This window comes from Micromonospora sp. AKA38 (assembly GCF_027925725.1).
Classification (GTDB): Bacteria; Actinomycetota; Actinomycetes; order Mycobacteriales; family Micromonosporaceae; genus Micromonospora.
The window spans coordinates 191,469-207,291 of the sequence record NZ_BNEI01000002.1 but is presented as its reverse complement, the minus strand read 5'-3'; the positions used below and the strand labels follow the sequence as shown (position 1 = coordinate 207,291).

The following is a 15,823-nucleotide window of genomic DNA, read 5'->3' as shown; positions in this document are numbered from 1 at the left end:
CACCCGGCCAGGGTCCGCCGATCCCGGGACCGGCGGACCCTGGTCGCGCCGGCCGGCGGCGGGCATCGTACGGGTCGTGGGCCGGAGACTCCGGCGCGCGGAAGGGAACCATGACGGACCACGCACTTCCCGGCGGCACCTACCCGGTGGGCGACCTGACCCTCACCCGGGTCGGCTACGGCGCCATGCAGCTGGCCGGTCCGGGCGTGTTCGGGCCGCCCCGGGACCGGGCCGCCGCGGTCGCCGTGCTGCGCACGGCGGTGGAGTTGGGCATTCGGCACATCGACACGGCGGACTTCTACGGCCCGCACGTCACCAACGAGATCATCCGCGAGGCGCTCGCGCCGTACCCGGACGACCTGCACATCGTCACCAAGGTCGGCAACCGCCGTGACGCGCAGGGCGGCTGGCCGCCCGCCCGCACCCCGGCCGAGCTGACCGAGCAGGTGCACGACAACCTGCGACGCCTCGGCCTGGACGCGCTCGACGTGGTGAACCTGCGGGTCGGCGGCATGGACGCACCCGTGCCGGGTTCGATCGCCGAGCCGTTCGGCGCGCTCGCCGACCTGCGGGAGCAGGGGTTGATCCGGCACCTGGGGCTGAGCACGGTCACCTCGGAACAGCTCACCGAGGCGCAGTCGATCGCCCCGGTGGTGTGCGTGCAGAACTTCTACAACCTCGCCAACCGGGGTGACGACGAGTTGGTCGACCGCACCGCCCGGGAGGGCGTCGCGTACGTGCCGTACTTCCCGCTGGGCGGCTTCTCGCCGATGCAGTCCGACGTCCTGGACCGGGTCGCGGCCCGGCTGGCGGCCACGCCGATGGCCGTCGCGCTCGCCTGGCTGCTGCACCGCGCACCGAACATCCTGCTCATCCCCGGCACGTCCGCGGTCGCGCACCTGCGCGAGAACGTCGCCGGCGCGGCCCTGGAACTGCCCGGCGACGCCCTCGCCGAGCTGGACGGGGTCGGCGCGTGACCCGGTCACGACGCCCCAGGGTGGCCGTGGCGCTGCACTAGGGTGTGCTCATGACGGCTCGCCTGGACGGGTTCGCCTTTCCACCCCGCCGCCCGGCCGAACGGTTGGGGGTGGCGGTGGTGAGTGAGCTGGTCGAGCTGATCGTCACCGGGCAGCTCGACGCGGGGCAGCTCCTCCCGCCGGAGGGGCCGCTCAGTGAGCACTTCGGCGTGAGCCGGACGGTCATCCGGGAGTCGGTGAAGCGGCTCGAGGAGAAGGGCCTGGTGGTGGTCTCGCAGGGCCGGGGCACCCAGGTGGCCCGGGTCGGCTCGTGGAACATGCTGGATCCGGTGGTGCTCTCCGCGCTCATCGACAACGACGAGTCGTTGGGCGTCCTGGACGAGCTGACGATCGTCCGGGGCAGCCTGGAGGCGGCCATGGCGGGCACGCTGGCGAGCCGGCGTACGCCGGAGGAGCTGACCCGGGTCGAGCACGCGCTCGCCGTGATGCGCGAGATCCGGCACGAGAGCGACTCGTTCCGGCAGGCGGACGTGGTCTTCCACTTCACCGTCATGGAGCTGTCCGGGAACCGCCTGGCGGAGAACATCTGCAAGCGCCTCTACCGGCGGGCGATGGAGAGCAGCCGCTTCCACGGCATGGCGTACGAGAGCGCGTTCGAGTCGACGCTCGACGAGCACGCGCGGGTGGTCGACGCCATCGCCCGGCAGGACGTGGCCGCCGCCGAACGCACCATGCGGGACCACATCGTCACCTCGTGGCAGCGGCGCCGGTTGGTGGGGCCGGGCGGCGGCACGGCGCGCTAGCTCAGGGGTCGGGGACGAGCCGCAGGCCGGCGCGGTCGGGCCGGACGTGCGGGCCGGTCGCCGAGCGGGGCGCGTCGGTGGGCGCGAGGCGCTGCTCGTCGACCTCGATGCCCAGCCCCGGCCGGTCGCCGAGGACGATGCCGCCGTCCGCGATCTCCTGGTCCACGGTCAGCCCGATCGGCCAGGTGAAGTCCTGGACCTCGCACGACAGGTGGTTGGGCACCGCCGCGGCGGCGGCGGCCAGCGGGTTGGCGTGGTAGGCCACCGGGCTCACCGGCAGGTCCCGCCCGTGCGCGACCGCGGCGGTCCGCAGGAAGTGGGTGATGCCCCAGACGCTGCCCACCTGGACGACGTCGACGGCGTCCGCGTCCAGCAGGGGCCGGAACTGTTCCAGGCCGGTGAGGTTCTCGCCGGTGGCGACCGCCGCCCGGACGCCGTGCCGCACCGCCGCGAGGCCGGCCGAGTCCCACCGGCGGACCGGCTCCTCGACCCAGGTCAGGTCGACGGTGCGCTCCAGCGCGGTGACGAACCGGACGGCCTGGGCGCGGTTCCACGACTCGTTGGCGTCGACCATCAGCGCCGGGCGGCTGGTGTTGCGGCCGAGGATCTCCCGGACCGCCTCCAGCCGGCGTCGGTCCCGCCCGACGTCGTGGCCGCCCTTGAGCTTGGCGGCGGTGAAGCCCCGTTCGGCGAAGCGCTCGTACAGTCGCGCGAGCGCGTCGTCGTCGAGGGCGATGTCGAGCCCGGAGGCGTAGCCGGGGACGAACCGGTCGGCGGCGCCGACGGTGCGCCAGAGCGGCTCGTCGGCCGCCTTCGCCTTGAGGTCCCACAACGCCATGTCGAGCGCGCCGACGGTGCCGAACGTCGCACCCGCGTGGCCGGTCTTGAAGACCTGGTTCAGCATCCGGTCGTAGAGCGCCGGGGCGGCGCGGGGGTCCGCGCCGTCGACCGCGCGGAAGACCCGCTCGACGTCCCCGTGCGGGCCGAGACCGACGCCTTCCAGACCGACGTCGGTCTCCAGGATCAGCACGGGCACGTCGGTACGCGTCCGCGGCATCACCCCGTTGGCGTCGCCGATCAGCCGTCCCCAGTCGTGCGCGGTGGTGAGGCTGCGGTAGCCGGTGACCCTCACGTTCGTCTCCTCGCCGGCGCCCCGGTCAGCCCCGCAGGCTCCACTGCTGGTTGGCCCCGCCGTTGCAGGCCCACAGGATCAGCTTGGTGCCGTTGGTGGTGCCGGCGGCGTTGGCGTCCAGGCAGAGCCCGGACTGCTGGCCGGTGATGGTGCCGTTGGCGTTGACGGTCCACTGCTGGTTGGGCTGGCCGTTGCAGTCCCAGATGATCACGGCGGTGCCGTTGCTGGTGCCCTGGCCGTTGGCGTCCAGGCACTTGCTGCCGTACACCTGGAGCTGCCGGCCGGCGGTGACGGTCCAGCGTTGCCCGGTGGCGCTGCCGCAGTCCCAGAGCTGGACCTGGGTGCCGTTCGTGGTGGACGAGTTGGGCACGTCCACGCAGCGACCGGACTGGCCGCCGACGATCTGCTGGGCGGTGCCGCTCGGCGGCGGGGTGGTCGGGCCGCCGGAACCCTGCGGGCCGGCGGCGTTCATCACGGTCTGCGCGCCGGCCGGCCAGTTGCCGTTGCTGACCGTCGTGTTGCCGTAGACCACGTTGCCGCGGTCGCCGTTGGTGACGTTGGTGCTGTTGTTGGTCGACCAGTTGTTGGTGAGCGTCCAGTTGCCCATGTTCTCGCCGCCCCAGTAGTTGGCGGTGGCCCAGGTGCCGGTGTTCGAGAACACGTTGTTGGTGACGGTGTAGTACTTGGAGCCCTCGTCGAAGTAGACGCCGAAGTAGCCGTTGGTCCGCAGGCAGTAGTTCTCGCTGATCAACGCGTTCGGGTCCCAGCCCAGCGTGTAGATGCACCCGCCGTCGTTCATCTGCTGCATCACGTCGTGGACGTGGTTGCCGACCACGCGGTTGTTCGACGCTGTGGTCGGGGTGCTGTAGCGCGGCTGGTAGTTGTACAGGCCACGGCGGGCGTACTCGTTGTTGCCGCCGGCGTCGTTGGCGCCCCAGCCGTACCCGATCGTCAGGCCGGAGTACGGCAGGTTGTAGATCTCGTTGTGGCTGATCGTGGCGTTGGTGACGTACGTGGGCAGCACCGAGCTGATGCCGCGGTAGTCCAGGCCGAGGTCGTGGATCCGGTTGTTGCTGACGGTGATGTCCCGGTTGGTCATCCGGGAGTCGCTCGGGTGGTGCGCGTCGGCGCGCACGCCGCCGATGACGAAGCCGCCGGCGGCGTTGCGGGCGATCTCGGACCGGGTGACGGTGATGTTGCTGGCGCCCAGCCCGACGCCGGTGGCGTGCGCGTTGGCGTCGTTGCCGATGCCCACGGCGGTCTGGCCCAGGTTGACGAACTGGGAGTCGCTGAACGTGATGGTGTTGGCGGCCGAGATCTGCACCGCGGCGGGCATCTGGGACCAGCTCGGTCGGGCCGCCTCGAACTGCTGGCAGCCGGAGGTGCAGGAGCCCCACGCGGGCCAGGACCAGGTGCCGGCGATGTAGGAGCCGGTCTGCTGGTCGACCCAGCCCTGGTTGCTGCTGGGGCCCAGCCAGCTCGTGCCGGTGAAGGTGAGGCCGGAGAACGCGATGTGGTGCGCCGGGCTGGCGTAGCTGCCGCCCACGGTGACCAGCGACTGCGTCACCGGGAACTCGACGTCCACGGTGGACATGTTCTGCCCGGAGCGCGGGATGTAGTAGAGCGTGCCGGTGCCGGTGTCGACGTACCACTCGCCGGGGGAGTCGAGGAACTCGTACGCGTTCACCAGGTAGAACGGGCCGGCGCGGAACGGGTTCATCAGGGTGTCGTAGCCGAAGTTGTTGTTGTTCCAGGCCGGCTGCGCCATGGTGAGCAGCCCGCCGCTGATGCTCTGCACCGGCGAGTACCGGTCGGTGAACGAGTTGATGCCCTCCACCTCGACCCGGTTGGCGTTGGCCAGGTTGTTCAGGTAGTTCAGGTTGCCGTTGGTGATCCGCAGGCCGGTGGCCGAGGCGCTGAAGTCCGACCGGCTCACCGCCGTCCGGGCCCGGGTGGCCAGTTGGCCGTCGACGTAGAGCTGCCGGGTGTTCTGCCCGGCGCCGACGCTCGCCCGCCAGATGTTGCGGCCGGAGTCCGCGACCGACCAGCCGGTCACCTGCTTCGCGCCGCTGATCACCGGGTGCGCCCCGGAGGCGGCCTGCCAGCGCACGGTGTGGCCGTTGGTGCCGGAGTCGGCCGCGCCGAACGTCAGTGGTGACGTCACCCGGTAGACGCCGTCGGAGAGCTGCACCACGATGTCGTCCGACATGCCGCCGACCAGCGAGCGCACGGTGGCCTGGGCGGTGGACAACGAACATGGCTGGGCGACGGTGCAGCCGCTGCCGGTGCCGCCGGGGGACGCGTACACGGTGGTGGCGGCGGCCGAGGCGGACGTGGCGAAGGCCGCGACGGCGACACCGGCGATCGCCGTGGCCAGCGCGAGGCCGGTCACGGCCGACCGTCGCAGGGCGGATGCGTTCACGGAACCTCCAGCGGCGCTTATAGATATGACGTCTCATGTTAAGCAGTTGTCAATATCGAAACAAGTCGATTGGTTGGCGGAAACGCGCGTTGACACCCGTCACCGCCCCGACCTAGGGTCGTCCCACCAGGTGAACCGATTCGACGACCGTTGCCGGGAGCGGGATGAACATCGGTGAGATCGCCCGGCGGGCCGGGGTGTCCCGCAGCACCGTGTCGTACGTGCTGAGCGGCAAGCGGCCGGTCTCGGCGGCCACCCGGCAGCGCATCCAGGCGGTCATCGACGAGCTGGACTACCGCCCCAACGCCAGCGCGCGCGCCCTCAAGGAGGGCCGGACCCGCACCATCGGCCTGGTCATCCCGCCCGCCAGCCGACGCCTCACCGACATGCAGCTCGGCTTCGTCGCCAGCGTGGTCGAGGCCGCCGCGCGGGCCGACCTCGACGTGCTGCTGTCGCCGTCCGGCGGTGACCACGACCGGTCGTTCGAACGGATCGTGACCGGCCGCCGTGTCGACGGCGTCGTGCTGATGGAGATCCGGCTGACCGACGAGCGGGTGACCCGGCTGGAGCAGACCGGCCTGCCGTTCGTGACCATCGGCCGCACCGCCCGGCCGGCGGGCACGAGCTGGGTGGACGTGGACTACGACGGTCTCATCGCCAGTTGTGTGCACCACCTGGCGGACCTGGGGCACCGCCACGTCGCCCTGGTCAACCGCTCGGCGGAACTCGTCGCCGCCGGCTACGGCCCCGGCTGCCGGGCGCTGAGCGGCTTCGCCGCGGCGGTCGCGGAACGTGGCCTGACCGGCGTCGACGTCTGCTGCGGCGACGACGTCGCCGCCGGTGAGGCGTGCATCGAGGAGCTGCTGGCGACCCGTCCCGAGGTCACCGCCGTGGCCACCGTCAACGAGGCGGCGCTGCCCGGCATGCAGCGGGCACTGGAGTCCGCCGGGCTCGTGGTGCCGCGCGACTTCTCGCTCACCGGCGTCGCCGCGCGGCACTGGGCGGAGAATCTCCGTCCGCCGCTGACCGCCGCGGACGTGCCGATCGTCGACATGGGCGCGGAGGCGGTGTCGCTCCTGCTGGAGCGGATCGCCGCGCCCGGGACCGCGCCACGGCACCGGCTCTACCGCCCGCCGGTCTCGCTGCGCGCCAGCACCGGCCCGGCGCCGGCGCGGCGTGCCGCGTCCTGACCGCACCCCGGGCCTTCCGCTCACCCCCGCCGCCGCCGGTCGTCGCCGGCGAGCAGCAGATAGCCGCTCGCGGTCCAGGTGTACGCCCGGTCCCGCAGGCCCGCGCCGGTCTTGGCGTCGAAGTTCTCGGCGAAGCCGGACCGTTCGCACAGCAGCCGGAACCGCCGGCTGACCTCGTCGGCGAGCGCGACGTGCCCGGCCCGGCGCAGGCCGTCCTCGATCAGGACGGTGGCCGGGGCCCAGATCGGGCCGCGCCAGTACCCGTCGGCCACGTGGTGCGGTGAGTCGAGTGGCTCGGTGGCCAGGCCGTGCTCGGTGAGGTGGGCCTCGAGCCGGCGGGCGAGCGTGGCGGCGACACCGGCCGGGAGCGTCTCGCCGAGCACGATCGGCATCAGGTCGAGCAGGCTGGTGCTGGACCTGCTCGCGCCGGTCCGCGCGCTGCGCGCGGTGAACCGCTCACCGGTCCACAGCTCGCCCAGCAGCGCGTCGCGGACCTCGCCGGCGACATCGGCCCACCGCGCCGCCTCCGCCGGGCGGTCCAGTTCGGCGGCCAGCTCCGCGAGGCACTCCACCTGCGTCACCAGCAGGGCGGCGAGGTCGGGCGCCTCGATCACCCGGTCGTCGTCGAAGGTCGTGGCGTTGTCCCAGCCGCTGTCGTTGCCGTGCTGGTAGTGCGGCAGCCGTCGGCCGGGCGCCCGCCGGTGGTCCAGCCAGAACGTGGTCCACCGGGTCAGCCGCTCGTAGACCTCGACCAGCTCCGCGCGCGGCACCGTCCGACCGGACCGTCGCCGCAACTGCCGCCACGCCCAGCCGTGTACGGGCGGCTTGACGAAGTTGTGCAGGACCTCCGAGTGCGTCACCGAGTCGGGCAGCGCGCCGGCCGGATCCTGATGGTCGAACGGCAGGTGGAACTGGTGCCGGGCGAGGTCGGTCCGGCCGGCTGCCAGCGCGAGCGCGTTGAAGCAGTGGTCCCAGCTCCACACCTTGTTCATCCAGTGCTTCGACATCAGCGTGGCCGGCCGGGTGACGAAGCCGGCCGGCGCCACCGTGGCCGACCACAACACGTACCCGGCCAGCTCGGCGGCCGGGGTCGCCGGGCCGCGCCACGGGGCGACCGCCTCGACGAACGCGGTGAAGTCCGCGTCGGCGGCGGCGACCAGGTCGTCGAAGTCCGCGTCGGCCGCGTACGGTCGGCGGGCCGTCGCGTACTCCTCGATCGCCACCTCCCACGGCCGGTCGGCCGGCAGCACCAGGCCGCGGGCCGCGGTGCCGAGGGCCTGCGTGCCGACCGCCTCGGCGGCGCCGGTGAGCACGGTGACCCGGTACCGGCGGCCGGTCTCGTACGAGGTGAACACGAACGCGGAGTCCACCGGGTCGTCGTAGAGGTACGTGCCGCTGAACGGGGTCAGCGTGGCGGCGGCGGCGCTGATCCGCAGCCCGGCCCCGCGGCCCCGGAGCCGGAGCGTGTCCGGGCCCGCGTAGGTCACCTCGACCCGGCCGTGCCGGTCGTGCCAGCTCAGCAGCGCCGGTCGGGCCGTCACCTCGGCGTCGGCCGGCGGGGTGAACCGGAGCACCGGGTGCATGCCGTTGCGGTGCGAGACCAGGTGCAGGTCGTCGGCCCAGGTGTGCTCGGCGACCACGGGGGAGACGCTGAGCCAGGACCCGTAGTGGCTGAACGGGATCTCCCGGACGGAGAACGTCGGGCCGGAGGGGGCGACGGTCATCGGGGGTGACTGCCTTTCTGTGGTGCGGACGGCTCGCTCAGTCCTTGACCGCGCCGGCTGTCACGCCCGCGGCGACGTACCGCTGGGCCACGATCAGCAGGACGGTGGCGGGGACGGAGGCGATCACGGCGGTCGCCATGATGGCGTTCCACTGCTGGTTGTTGTTGCCGATGTAGCGGTAGATGCCGAGTGTCACCGGCCGCGCGGCGCCGCCGGCGTCCAGCGTGGACGCGAACAGGAAGTCCGACCAGGCCCAGAGGAAGGCGAACAGGGACACCGTGATGATCGAGCTGCGGCTCAGTGGCAGCACCACCGAGCGGAACGTCCGCCACCGGCCCGCGCCGTCCACCACGGCGGCCTGGAGCACCTCGCCCGGGATGCCGGACATGAACGCCGTGAAGATCAGCACGCCGAACGGCACGGCGATGGTGGAGTCGGCCAGCACCAGGCCGGCCGCCGAGTTGAGCATGCCGAGCCGGAGATAGATGGCGTAGCACCCCATCGCCATGATGATCCCGGGAATCATCTGCGCGATCAGCAGCACGAACCGGAGCACGCCGCCGCCGACCGGGCGCAACGTGGCCAGGGCGTAGCCGGCGGGCGCGGCGAGGGCCACGGTCAGCGCCACCGTGCCGAGCCCGATCAGCAGGCTGGTGCCGAGGTACGGCAACTGGTCCCGCAGCACCACCTGGTAGCCCTCGACGGTGCCGTGCGTCGGGAACAGGTGCGGCGGGTCGGCGCGCAGGTCGGTGTCCCGGGTGAGGGACACGTTGACCATCCAGTAGACGGGGAACAGCATCAGCGCGGTGAACACCACCCCCAGGCCGGTACGCCACCAGCCGCCCCGGCCCCGCCCGCTGCTCACCACCGCTGCCTCCGCTGGGCCCGGACGTAGGCCAACCCGAACCCGAGGGCGACCACGATCAGCAGGTTGCCGACCGCCGCGCCCGGCCCGAACTCGGGCAGCAGGCTGCCGAAGCCGAGCCGGTAGGACCAGGTGGCGAACGTCGTGGACGAGTCGGTCGGACCACCCCGCGTCATGATCCAGATGATGTCGAAGACCTTCAGCGTGTAGATCAGCCCGAGCAGCAGGGTGATCGCCGACACCGGCCGCAGCAGCGGGAACGTGATTCGCCAGAACCGTTGTGACCCGCTCGCCCCGTCCAGCGCCGCGGCCTCGTACACGTCGGTCGGGATCGCCTGGAGGCCGCTGTAGAGGACCACCAGGTTGAACGGGACGCCGATCCAGATGTTCGCGATGATCACCGAGACCAGCGACCACCGCGGCGACGTCAGCCAGTTGACCGGGTCGACGCCGAGCGCGCCGAGCGCGGCGTTGACCACGCCGGCGTCGCTGTTGAGCATCCACGACCAGGTGGAGGCCGAGACGATCAGCGGCAGCAGCCAGGGTACGAGGAACAACGCCCGCAGCGTCGGCGACAACGGGAAGTGCCGGTGGAAGAAGACCGCGAGCGCCAGCCCGATGGCGAACTGGAACAGCAGCGACACCGCCGTGAACACCGCCGTGTGCGCGAGCGCCGGCCCGAACGTCGGGTGGGTCAGCACGTCCCGGTAGTTGTCCAGCCCGGCGAACGGGGCGCCGCCGGAGACGAACGACCGGACCGTGTAACGCCGCAGGCTCAGCTCGACGTTGCGGTAGAGCGGGTAGGCGTAGAAGGCCAGCAGATAGATCGTGACCGGGGCCAGGAACGCCCACGCCGTCCACCGGTCGGTGCGGTTTCGGCTCATGGAGCTACTTGGCGACCGCGCCCTGGGCGGCGGACAGCGCCGCCCGCGGCGTCTTCGCGCCGCTGAGCGCGCCCTGCACGGCGGTCCAGAGCTGCTCGGAGATCTTCGGGTACCGCGTGCCGAGGTCGTCGCCGGTGCGGCCCTTGGCGGCGTTCACCGCGTCGACCCACACCTTCAGCGCGGGATCGGCCGCGACCTGCTTCTGTTGCACGGCCGCCACCGGCGCGACGTACGACAGCGTGGTGTCGGTGGTCAGCAGGTTGTCCGGGCTGGTCAGGCAGGACACCAGGCGGCGCGAGACGTCGTACCGGCCGGTGTCGCGCTGCACCGGGACGGAGACGAACTCGCCGCCGGTCGGGGCCGGTGCGGTGCCGCCGGCGCTGGCCGGCACCGGGATGATCCCGTACGCGAAGTCGAGCTTCTCGGCGTTGGCGCGCTGCCAGGTGCCGTTCTCGGCGAACGCGAAGTCACCACCGGCGAACTCCTGCCAACTGGTCGTCTGGGTGTTGTTGATGACGGAGTTCGGCGCGTACCCCCGGGTCAGCCAGTCCTTCCACAGCGTCAGCGCGGACACCGCCGGCGGCGAGTCCAGCGCGGTGAGGCGGGCGCCGGAACCCCAGAACCAGGGCAGGAACTGGAAGCTGCCCTCCTCGGTGCCGATCGCCGAGAACGTGATGCCCTTCTTGCCGGCGGCCGTGACCTTCGCCAGCGCGGCGGTCAGCGAGGGCCAGTCCGTCACCGACGCGACGTCCACGCCGGCCCGACCCAGCAGATCCTTGTTGTACCAGAGCGCGAGCGTGTTGGCCCCGATCGGGACGCCGTACGCCCTGCCGTCGAGCCGGCCGGCGCCGAGCAGGTTGGGCGCGGACGCGGAGGTGTCCAGCCCGGTCTCGTCCGCCGAGGTCAACGCGCCGGCCTGGGCCAGCGTCGAGATCACCGGGTTGTCGATGATCAGCACGTCAGGTGAGTTGCTCTGCTGGGCCGCGAGCAGCGCCTTGTTGGTCAGGTCCGTGGTGTCGTAACCGGTGCGGCGCACCGTCACGCCCGCGGCGCTGCCGCAACTCTGGAGCAGCTTCTCCCAGTCGGATCCGGCGGCGAACTGCGGATACGGGTCCCAGACCGTGTACGCGGCCCCGCCGGTACCGCGGTCCGGGCCGTCCGTCGCGGCGCAGGCGCCGCCGGCGAGGACGAGAGCGGTCAGGGCGGCGCCGGCCACGCCCCGCCGCCACGCGGATGTCGTCATGGTGTGCCCCCTCGGCAAGCGGTGGGCGAATCGGTTCGACCGAACATAGGCCGCTCCGGCGAGACGGTCAAGATGTTCGATGCCTGCTCAGGAAACACCGATGTCACAGCCGGGTCATTGCGTTGACATTTATCGATGTCAACGCCTAAGCTGCGCGGCGAATCGATTCGCCAGGACGTCCTCCGCAGCATCCCCGCCCTGCCGAAGGAGTCACCAGTGGACCTCCCCCGCCCCCGGGCACCCCGGATCCGTGGCCTCGCCGCCCGGATCGCGGCCGGCACCGTCGCCGTCGTCTGCTCGCTCGCGGTCGTCGCGGCCCCCGCCCGGGCCGCCGACGAGTCGCTCACCGTCACCTTCTCCACCGCGCTCGGTACGCCGACCTACCGTGGCTCGGGCTGGATCTACGGGATGACCGAGAACGGTCAGAACCCGCCGGACAACTACTTCCGGGACGTGCGGTTCCGGGCCATGCGCGCCGGGGGCGCCCAACTGCCGGGCCAGGGCTGGGTCGGCGGTGGCTACGACCGCCGGTGGAACGCCACCGTGGCGCAGGCCCGACGCACCGCGGCCCTGGGCGGCACGTTCGTGCTGCTCGACCACGACCTGTGGGGCGCCGACGGCGCCGCGATCAGCCGCTTCCCCGGCGACAACGGCGACTGGAGCGACTACGACCGCTTCCTGGACCGACTCTTCGCCGACGTACGCGCGGCCGGGATCACGGTGCAGTGGGACATCTGGAACGAGCCGAACATCAGCCTGTTCTGGAACCGGCCCCAGTCGCAGTACTTCGAGCTGTGGCGACGCACCTACCAACGCATCCGCGCCACGTTCCCGGGCATGCTGATCGTCGGGCCGAGCTGCGCGTGCGTGCCGTCCACCAGCGGCTGGTGGACGCAGTATCTCGACTACGTCAAGGCCAACAACGTGGTGCCGGACATCTTCAGCTGGCACTCGCTGCCCGGTGACCCGGTGGCGAACGTGGCCACCGCCAACCAGACGCTCGACTCCCGGGGCATCCCGCACCCGCGACCCCACCAGATCAACGAGTACGGCGCGTCCAACCAGCAGAACCCGGCCGGCGGGGCGTGGTACCTGGCCCGGCTGGAACGCGCCGGCGCGGACGGGCTGCGGGCCAACTGGGCCGGCGGTCAGAACCTGCACAACGACCTGGCCAGCCTGCTCACCCGAAACTCCAGCGGGCAGTACCAGCCCAGGGGCGAATGGTGGGCCTACCAGTTCTACGGCTCGATGACCGGCCACATCGTCGCGGTCACGCCGAGCGCCTCCTACGACGCGTTCGCCACCCGGGACGCCGGCTCGGCGAAGATCCTCGTGGGCGGCAACTCGACCACCGGCAACGTCACCCTCAACGTCCAGCGCCTGGACGCGACCAGCGGGATCGTGGTGAACAACCAGGTCCGGGTGGTGGTGCAGAACATCCCGTACAACAGCGGCGGCGCCGTGGCCGGCCCGGTCACGGTCCGGGACAGCGTGGTGACCCTGGCCAACAACGGCACCACGGTCACCGTGTCGCACGCGAACATCAACGACACGTCCACCGTCACCCTGCTGCCGCCCGGCGGCGGCGTACCCACCAACCAGAACGTCCAGATCGTCGGCGGCCAGTCCGGCCGGTGCGTGGACGTGCCCGGCTCCACCACCACCAACGGCACCCAGGTCCAGCTCTGGGACTGCCACGGTGGCACGAACCAGCGTTTCAGCTACACCACGGGCAAGCAGCTCACGGTGTACGGCACCAAGTGCCTGGACGCCTCCGGTCAGGGCACCGCCAACGGCACCGCGGTGGTCGTCTGGGACTGCAACGGCCAGGCCAACCAGCAGTGGAACCTCAACGCCGACGGCTCGATCACCGGCGTACAGTCCGGGCTGTGCCTGGACGCCAGCGCGTTCGGCACCACCAACGGCACCAAGGTCCAGCTCTGGCAGTGCCTCAACGGCGCCAACCAACGCTGGACCCTCCGGAGCTGACGTAAGGCGGGGCCCCTTCCTAACGCCTACGGCATAGGAAGGGGCCCCGCTTAACACGTCAGCGCCAGCTCCACTGCTGGTTGGCGCCGCCGTTGCAGGCCCAGAGGATGAGCCGCGTGCCGTTGGCGGTGCCGGCGGCGTTGGCATCGAGACAGAGCCCCGACTGCGCGCCGATGATCGAACCGTTGGCGTTGACGGTCCACTGCTGGTTGGCCTGGCCGTTGCAGGTCCACACGATCACCGCGGTGCCGTTGGCGGTGCCGGCGCCGCTCGCGTCCAGGCAGAGGTTGCCGGCGAGCTGCAACTGCCGGCCGGAGGTGGCGGTCCAGAGCTGGCCGGACTGCCCGGCGCAGTCCTGCAACTGCACCTGCGTACCGGAGGTCTGGGCGGGTGCGGTGACGCAGCGGCCGGACTGCCCGCCGACGAGCTGCCGGGCGGACGCCGGCGGCGGGGTGGTCGGCGGGTTCGTCGGCGTGGTGCCGTCGAACTGGGTGAAGAACCGCCAGACCACCGCCTGGGTCCAGGACCGCTCGCCGGGTGCGAACGGGTCGGCGGTGCCGTCCACGGCATTGGGGGCGTGCGGCCCGTCGAACGCGCCCCAGGCCACCGGGTAGCCGGCCCGGCAGCCCGAGTAGTACGTGACGACGTGCGTCAGGCTGCCCTGCGCCGGCTCGGGCGGATTCTGCGGGGTGCAGCCGTTGTTCCGGACGAACTGGTCGCGCAGCGAACGCCCCGCCGAGATCGGCAGCGTGCCGTCCCGCAGCCCGTGAATTCCCAGGTACGCGATGGGCTGGGTGCCGCCGTTGCACCCGCTGAGGTTCGCGCCCGAGTAGACCGCGACCGCGCGGAACACGTTCGCCCGGGCGCACGCGATGGCGTAGCTCATGCCGCCGCCGTAGCTGAAGCCCATCGCGTACCGCTGCGTGGTGTCGACGCAGAGGCCGGCTTCGAACGTGCGGACCATGTCGTCGACGAAGGTCAGGTCCTGACCGTTCGGGTTGGCCCAGCCGTTGCCGTTGCCCTGCGGCGCCACGAAGATGGCGCTGTTGTTCGCCAGCGCCCGGACCCCGTAGTAGGACCACAGGTAGCCGCTGGTCCCACCCGAGTCGACGTCGCCCGCGGTGCCGCCGTTCCAGTGGAAGCCGAAGATCAGCTTGTACGGGCGGTTGTTGTCGTAGTTGTCGGGGATCCGCAGGATGTACGAGCGGTTCTGGCCGCCGCTGGAGATCGTGTGCGAGCCGCTGGCCAGCGCCGGCGCCTTGCCGCAGCCGGCGGTCGCCGCCAGCGGGCCGACGCCGACGGGCCCTTGCCCGGCGGCGAGCGCGGCGCCGCCCATGGCGAGCACGGGCCCCGCCACCCCCGCGATGACGCCGACGACGAGCCGATGTCTCGGCATGACGTACTCCTTCCGTCAAGGGTGAGAAGGGGCCCCTTCTATGCCGGAGGCGTTAAGAAGGGGCCCCGCCTTTCACCTCAGCTGCGGGTGCTCCAGAGCTGGTTGGAGCCGTTGTGGCAGTCCCACAGGTTGATCCGCGTGCCGTTGGCGGTGCCGTAGCCGGCCGCGTCCAGGCAGCGACCGGACTGCACGCCGCTGATCGTGCCGTTGGCGTTCACGTTCCACTGCTGGTTGGTCTGCCCGTTGCAGTCCCAGATGATGACCGCCGTGCCGTTCGCGGTCCCGCGCCCGTTCGCGTCCAGGCACTTGTTGCCGAGCACCTGCAACTGCTTGCTGGCGGTGTACGTCCAGCGCTGCATGGTGCCGCCCCAGCAGTCGTACAACTGCACCTGGGTGCCGTTGGTGGTGCTGCCGTTCGGCACGTCCAGGCACCGGCCCGACCCGGCACCGACCAGTTGCACGTTCTGGTAGGTGCCGCCGCCGGTGCCCGGCGTGCCGATGCTGCCGGACACCGACTGCAACGCGGCGTACCAGACGGCGGCCATCTTGTCGTAGCCGGTGGCCGTCGGGTGGATGCCGTCGATCAGGTCGGCGGTGGTCAGCGCCGCGTGCTGGTCGACCAGGTGGACGCGCTTGCCGGCGTTCACCTTGGACTGCACGATGCCGGGCAGGGCGGCGTTGAACGTCCGCACCGCCGACTCCTGGCCGGCGTTGGCCAACGGGATGATCTGCGCCACGAACACGTCGGCGTTGGGCGCCGTCGTGGTGATCCGGTCGATCAGCGTGGAGAGCCGGTTCGGCGCGGTGGAGACGTTGTAGTTCTGCAGGATGTCGTTGGTGCCGATGTGCAGCAGCACGGTGCGCGGCTGGTAGGTGTTGAGCCAGCCGGTGATGTTGGCGTCGATCTGGTCGATCCGCCAGCCCGGGTGGCCCTCGTGGTCGTGGTCGCCGAGGTTGCTCGGCCCGTTGAACTGGGAGCCGACGAAGTCGACCCGGTAGCCACCGGCGGCGAGCCGCTGCCACAGCCCGATCCGGGAGCCGCCCGGGACCTGGGTGCCCTCGGTGATCGAGTCGCCGAGCGGCATCACCCGCACCCCGCCGTTGGACTCGGCCGCCGCCGGGCCGGCCGGGGCCAGCACGCCGGTGACCGACAGGGCCAGCGCCGCGACCGCGGCGAGCCATTTTCCGGTACGCAATG

General features: G+C 71.6%; 12 protein-coding genes. 4 read left to right on the top strand and 8 right to left on the bottom strand.

The window, feature by feature from the left end:
* Positions 1–110 precede the first annotated feature (110 nt).
* Both TPA0908_RS04460 and TPA0908_RS04455 read left to right on the top strand, forming a co-directional pair.
* Positions 111–977, top strand: coding sequence for an aldo/keto reductase family oxidoreductase (locus tag TPA0908_RS04460; protein ID WP_281934919.1), 867 nt, complete (start codon positions 111–113; stop codon positions 975–977).
* Between the two features lie 50 nt (positions 978–1,027).
* Positions 1,028–1,780 (top strand): FadR/GntR family transcriptional regulator, encoded by a 753-nt coding sequence (locus TPA0908_RS04455; protein ID WP_281934917.1) that lies wholly within the window; start codon positions 1,028–1,030, stop codon positions 1,778–1,780.
* A gap of 1 nt (position 1,781) precedes the next feature.
* On the opposite strand, the gene TPA0908_RS04450 is transcribed toward TPA0908_RS04455, so the two are convergent.
* Together TPA0908_RS04450 and TPA0908_RS04445 are read right to left on the bottom strand one after the other, a co-directional pair.
* A complete protein-coding gene (locus TPA0908_RS04450; protein ID WP_281934915.1) occupies positions 1,782–2,912 on the bottom strand; it encodes a mandelate racemase/muconate lactonizing enzyme family protein in 1,131 nt (376 codons plus the stop codon).
* A 25-nt stretch (positions 2,913–2,937) separates the two neighbouring features.
* Entirely contained in the window at positions 2,938–5,334 is a 2,397-nt protein-coding gene (locus TPA0908_RS04445) for an RICIN domain-containing protein (RefSeq protein WP_281934913.1), read from the bottom strand.
* Between the two features lie 164 nt (positions 5,335–5,498).
* Between TPA0908_RS04445 and TPA0908_RS04440 the strand changes: the two genes are divergently transcribed.
* On the top strand, positions 5,499–6,524 hold the full coding sequence (locus TPA0908_RS04440; protein ID WP_281934911.1) for a LacI family DNA-binding transcriptional regulator: 1,026 nt from the start codon (positions 5,499–5,501) through the stop codon (positions 6,522–6,524).
* Positions 6,525–6,544: 20 nt separating this feature from the next.
* Here TPA0908_RS04440 and TPA0908_RS04435 read toward each other — a convergent pair whose 3' ends face one another.
* From TPA0908_RS04435 to TPA0908_RS04420, 4 genes are all read right to left on the bottom strand, one after another.
* On the bottom strand, positions 6,545–8,248 hold the full coding sequence (locus TPA0908_RS04435; RefSeq protein ID WP_281934909.1) for an amylo-alpha-1,6-glucosidase: 1,704 nt from the start codon (positions 8,246–8,248) through the stop codon (positions 6,545–6,547).
* Positions 8,249–8,285: 37 nt separating this feature from the next.
* Positions 8,286–9,047, bottom strand: coding sequence for a carbohydrate ABC transporter permease (locus tag TPA0908_RS04430; RefSeq protein ID WP_281936237.1), 762 nt, complete (start codon positions 9,045–9,047; stop codon positions 8,286–8,288).
* Positions 9,048–9,109: 62 nt separating this feature from the next.
* Entirely contained in the window at positions 9,110–9,997 is an 888-nt protein-coding gene (locus TPA0908_RS04425; protein WP_281934907.1) for a carbohydrate ABC transporter permease, read from the bottom strand.
* Positions 9,998–10,001: 4 nt separating this feature from the next.
* A complete protein-coding gene (locus TPA0908_RS04420) occupies positions 10,002–11,240 on the bottom strand; it encodes a sugar ABC transporter substrate-binding protein (RefSeq protein WP_281934905.1) in 1,239 nt (412 codons plus the stop codon).
* A gap of 216 nt (positions 11,241–11,456) precedes the next feature.
* Here TPA0908_RS04420 and TPA0908_RS04415 point away from each other — a divergent pair, with 216 nt between their 5' ends.
* Positions 11,457–13,229: a ricin-type beta-trefoil lectin domain protein gene (locus tag TPA0908_RS04415; RefSeq protein ID WP_281934903.1), complete on the top strand. Its 1,773-nt coding sequence runs from the start codon at positions 11,457–11,459 to the stop codon at positions 13,227–13,229.
* Positions 13,230–13,287: 58 nt separating this feature from the next.
* Here the strand turns inward: TPA0908_RS04415 and TPA0908_RS04410 are convergent, their stop codons facing one another.
* Together TPA0908_RS04410 and TPA0908_RS04405 are read right to left on the bottom strand one after the other, a co-directional pair.
* Positions 13,288–14,625, bottom strand: coding sequence for a ricin-type beta-trefoil lectin domain protein (locus tag TPA0908_RS04410; RefSeq protein ID WP_281934901.1), 1,338 nt, complete (start codon positions 14,623–14,625; stop codon positions 13,288–13,290).
* 77 nt (positions 14,626–14,702) lie between these two features.
* Positions 14,703–15,821, bottom strand: a complete 1,119-nt coding sequence (locus tag TPA0908_RS04405) for an RICIN domain-containing protein (protein ID WP_281934899.1) — start codon at positions 15,819–15,821, stop codon at positions 14,703–14,705.
* Positions 15,822–15,823 lie beyond the last annotated feature (2 nt).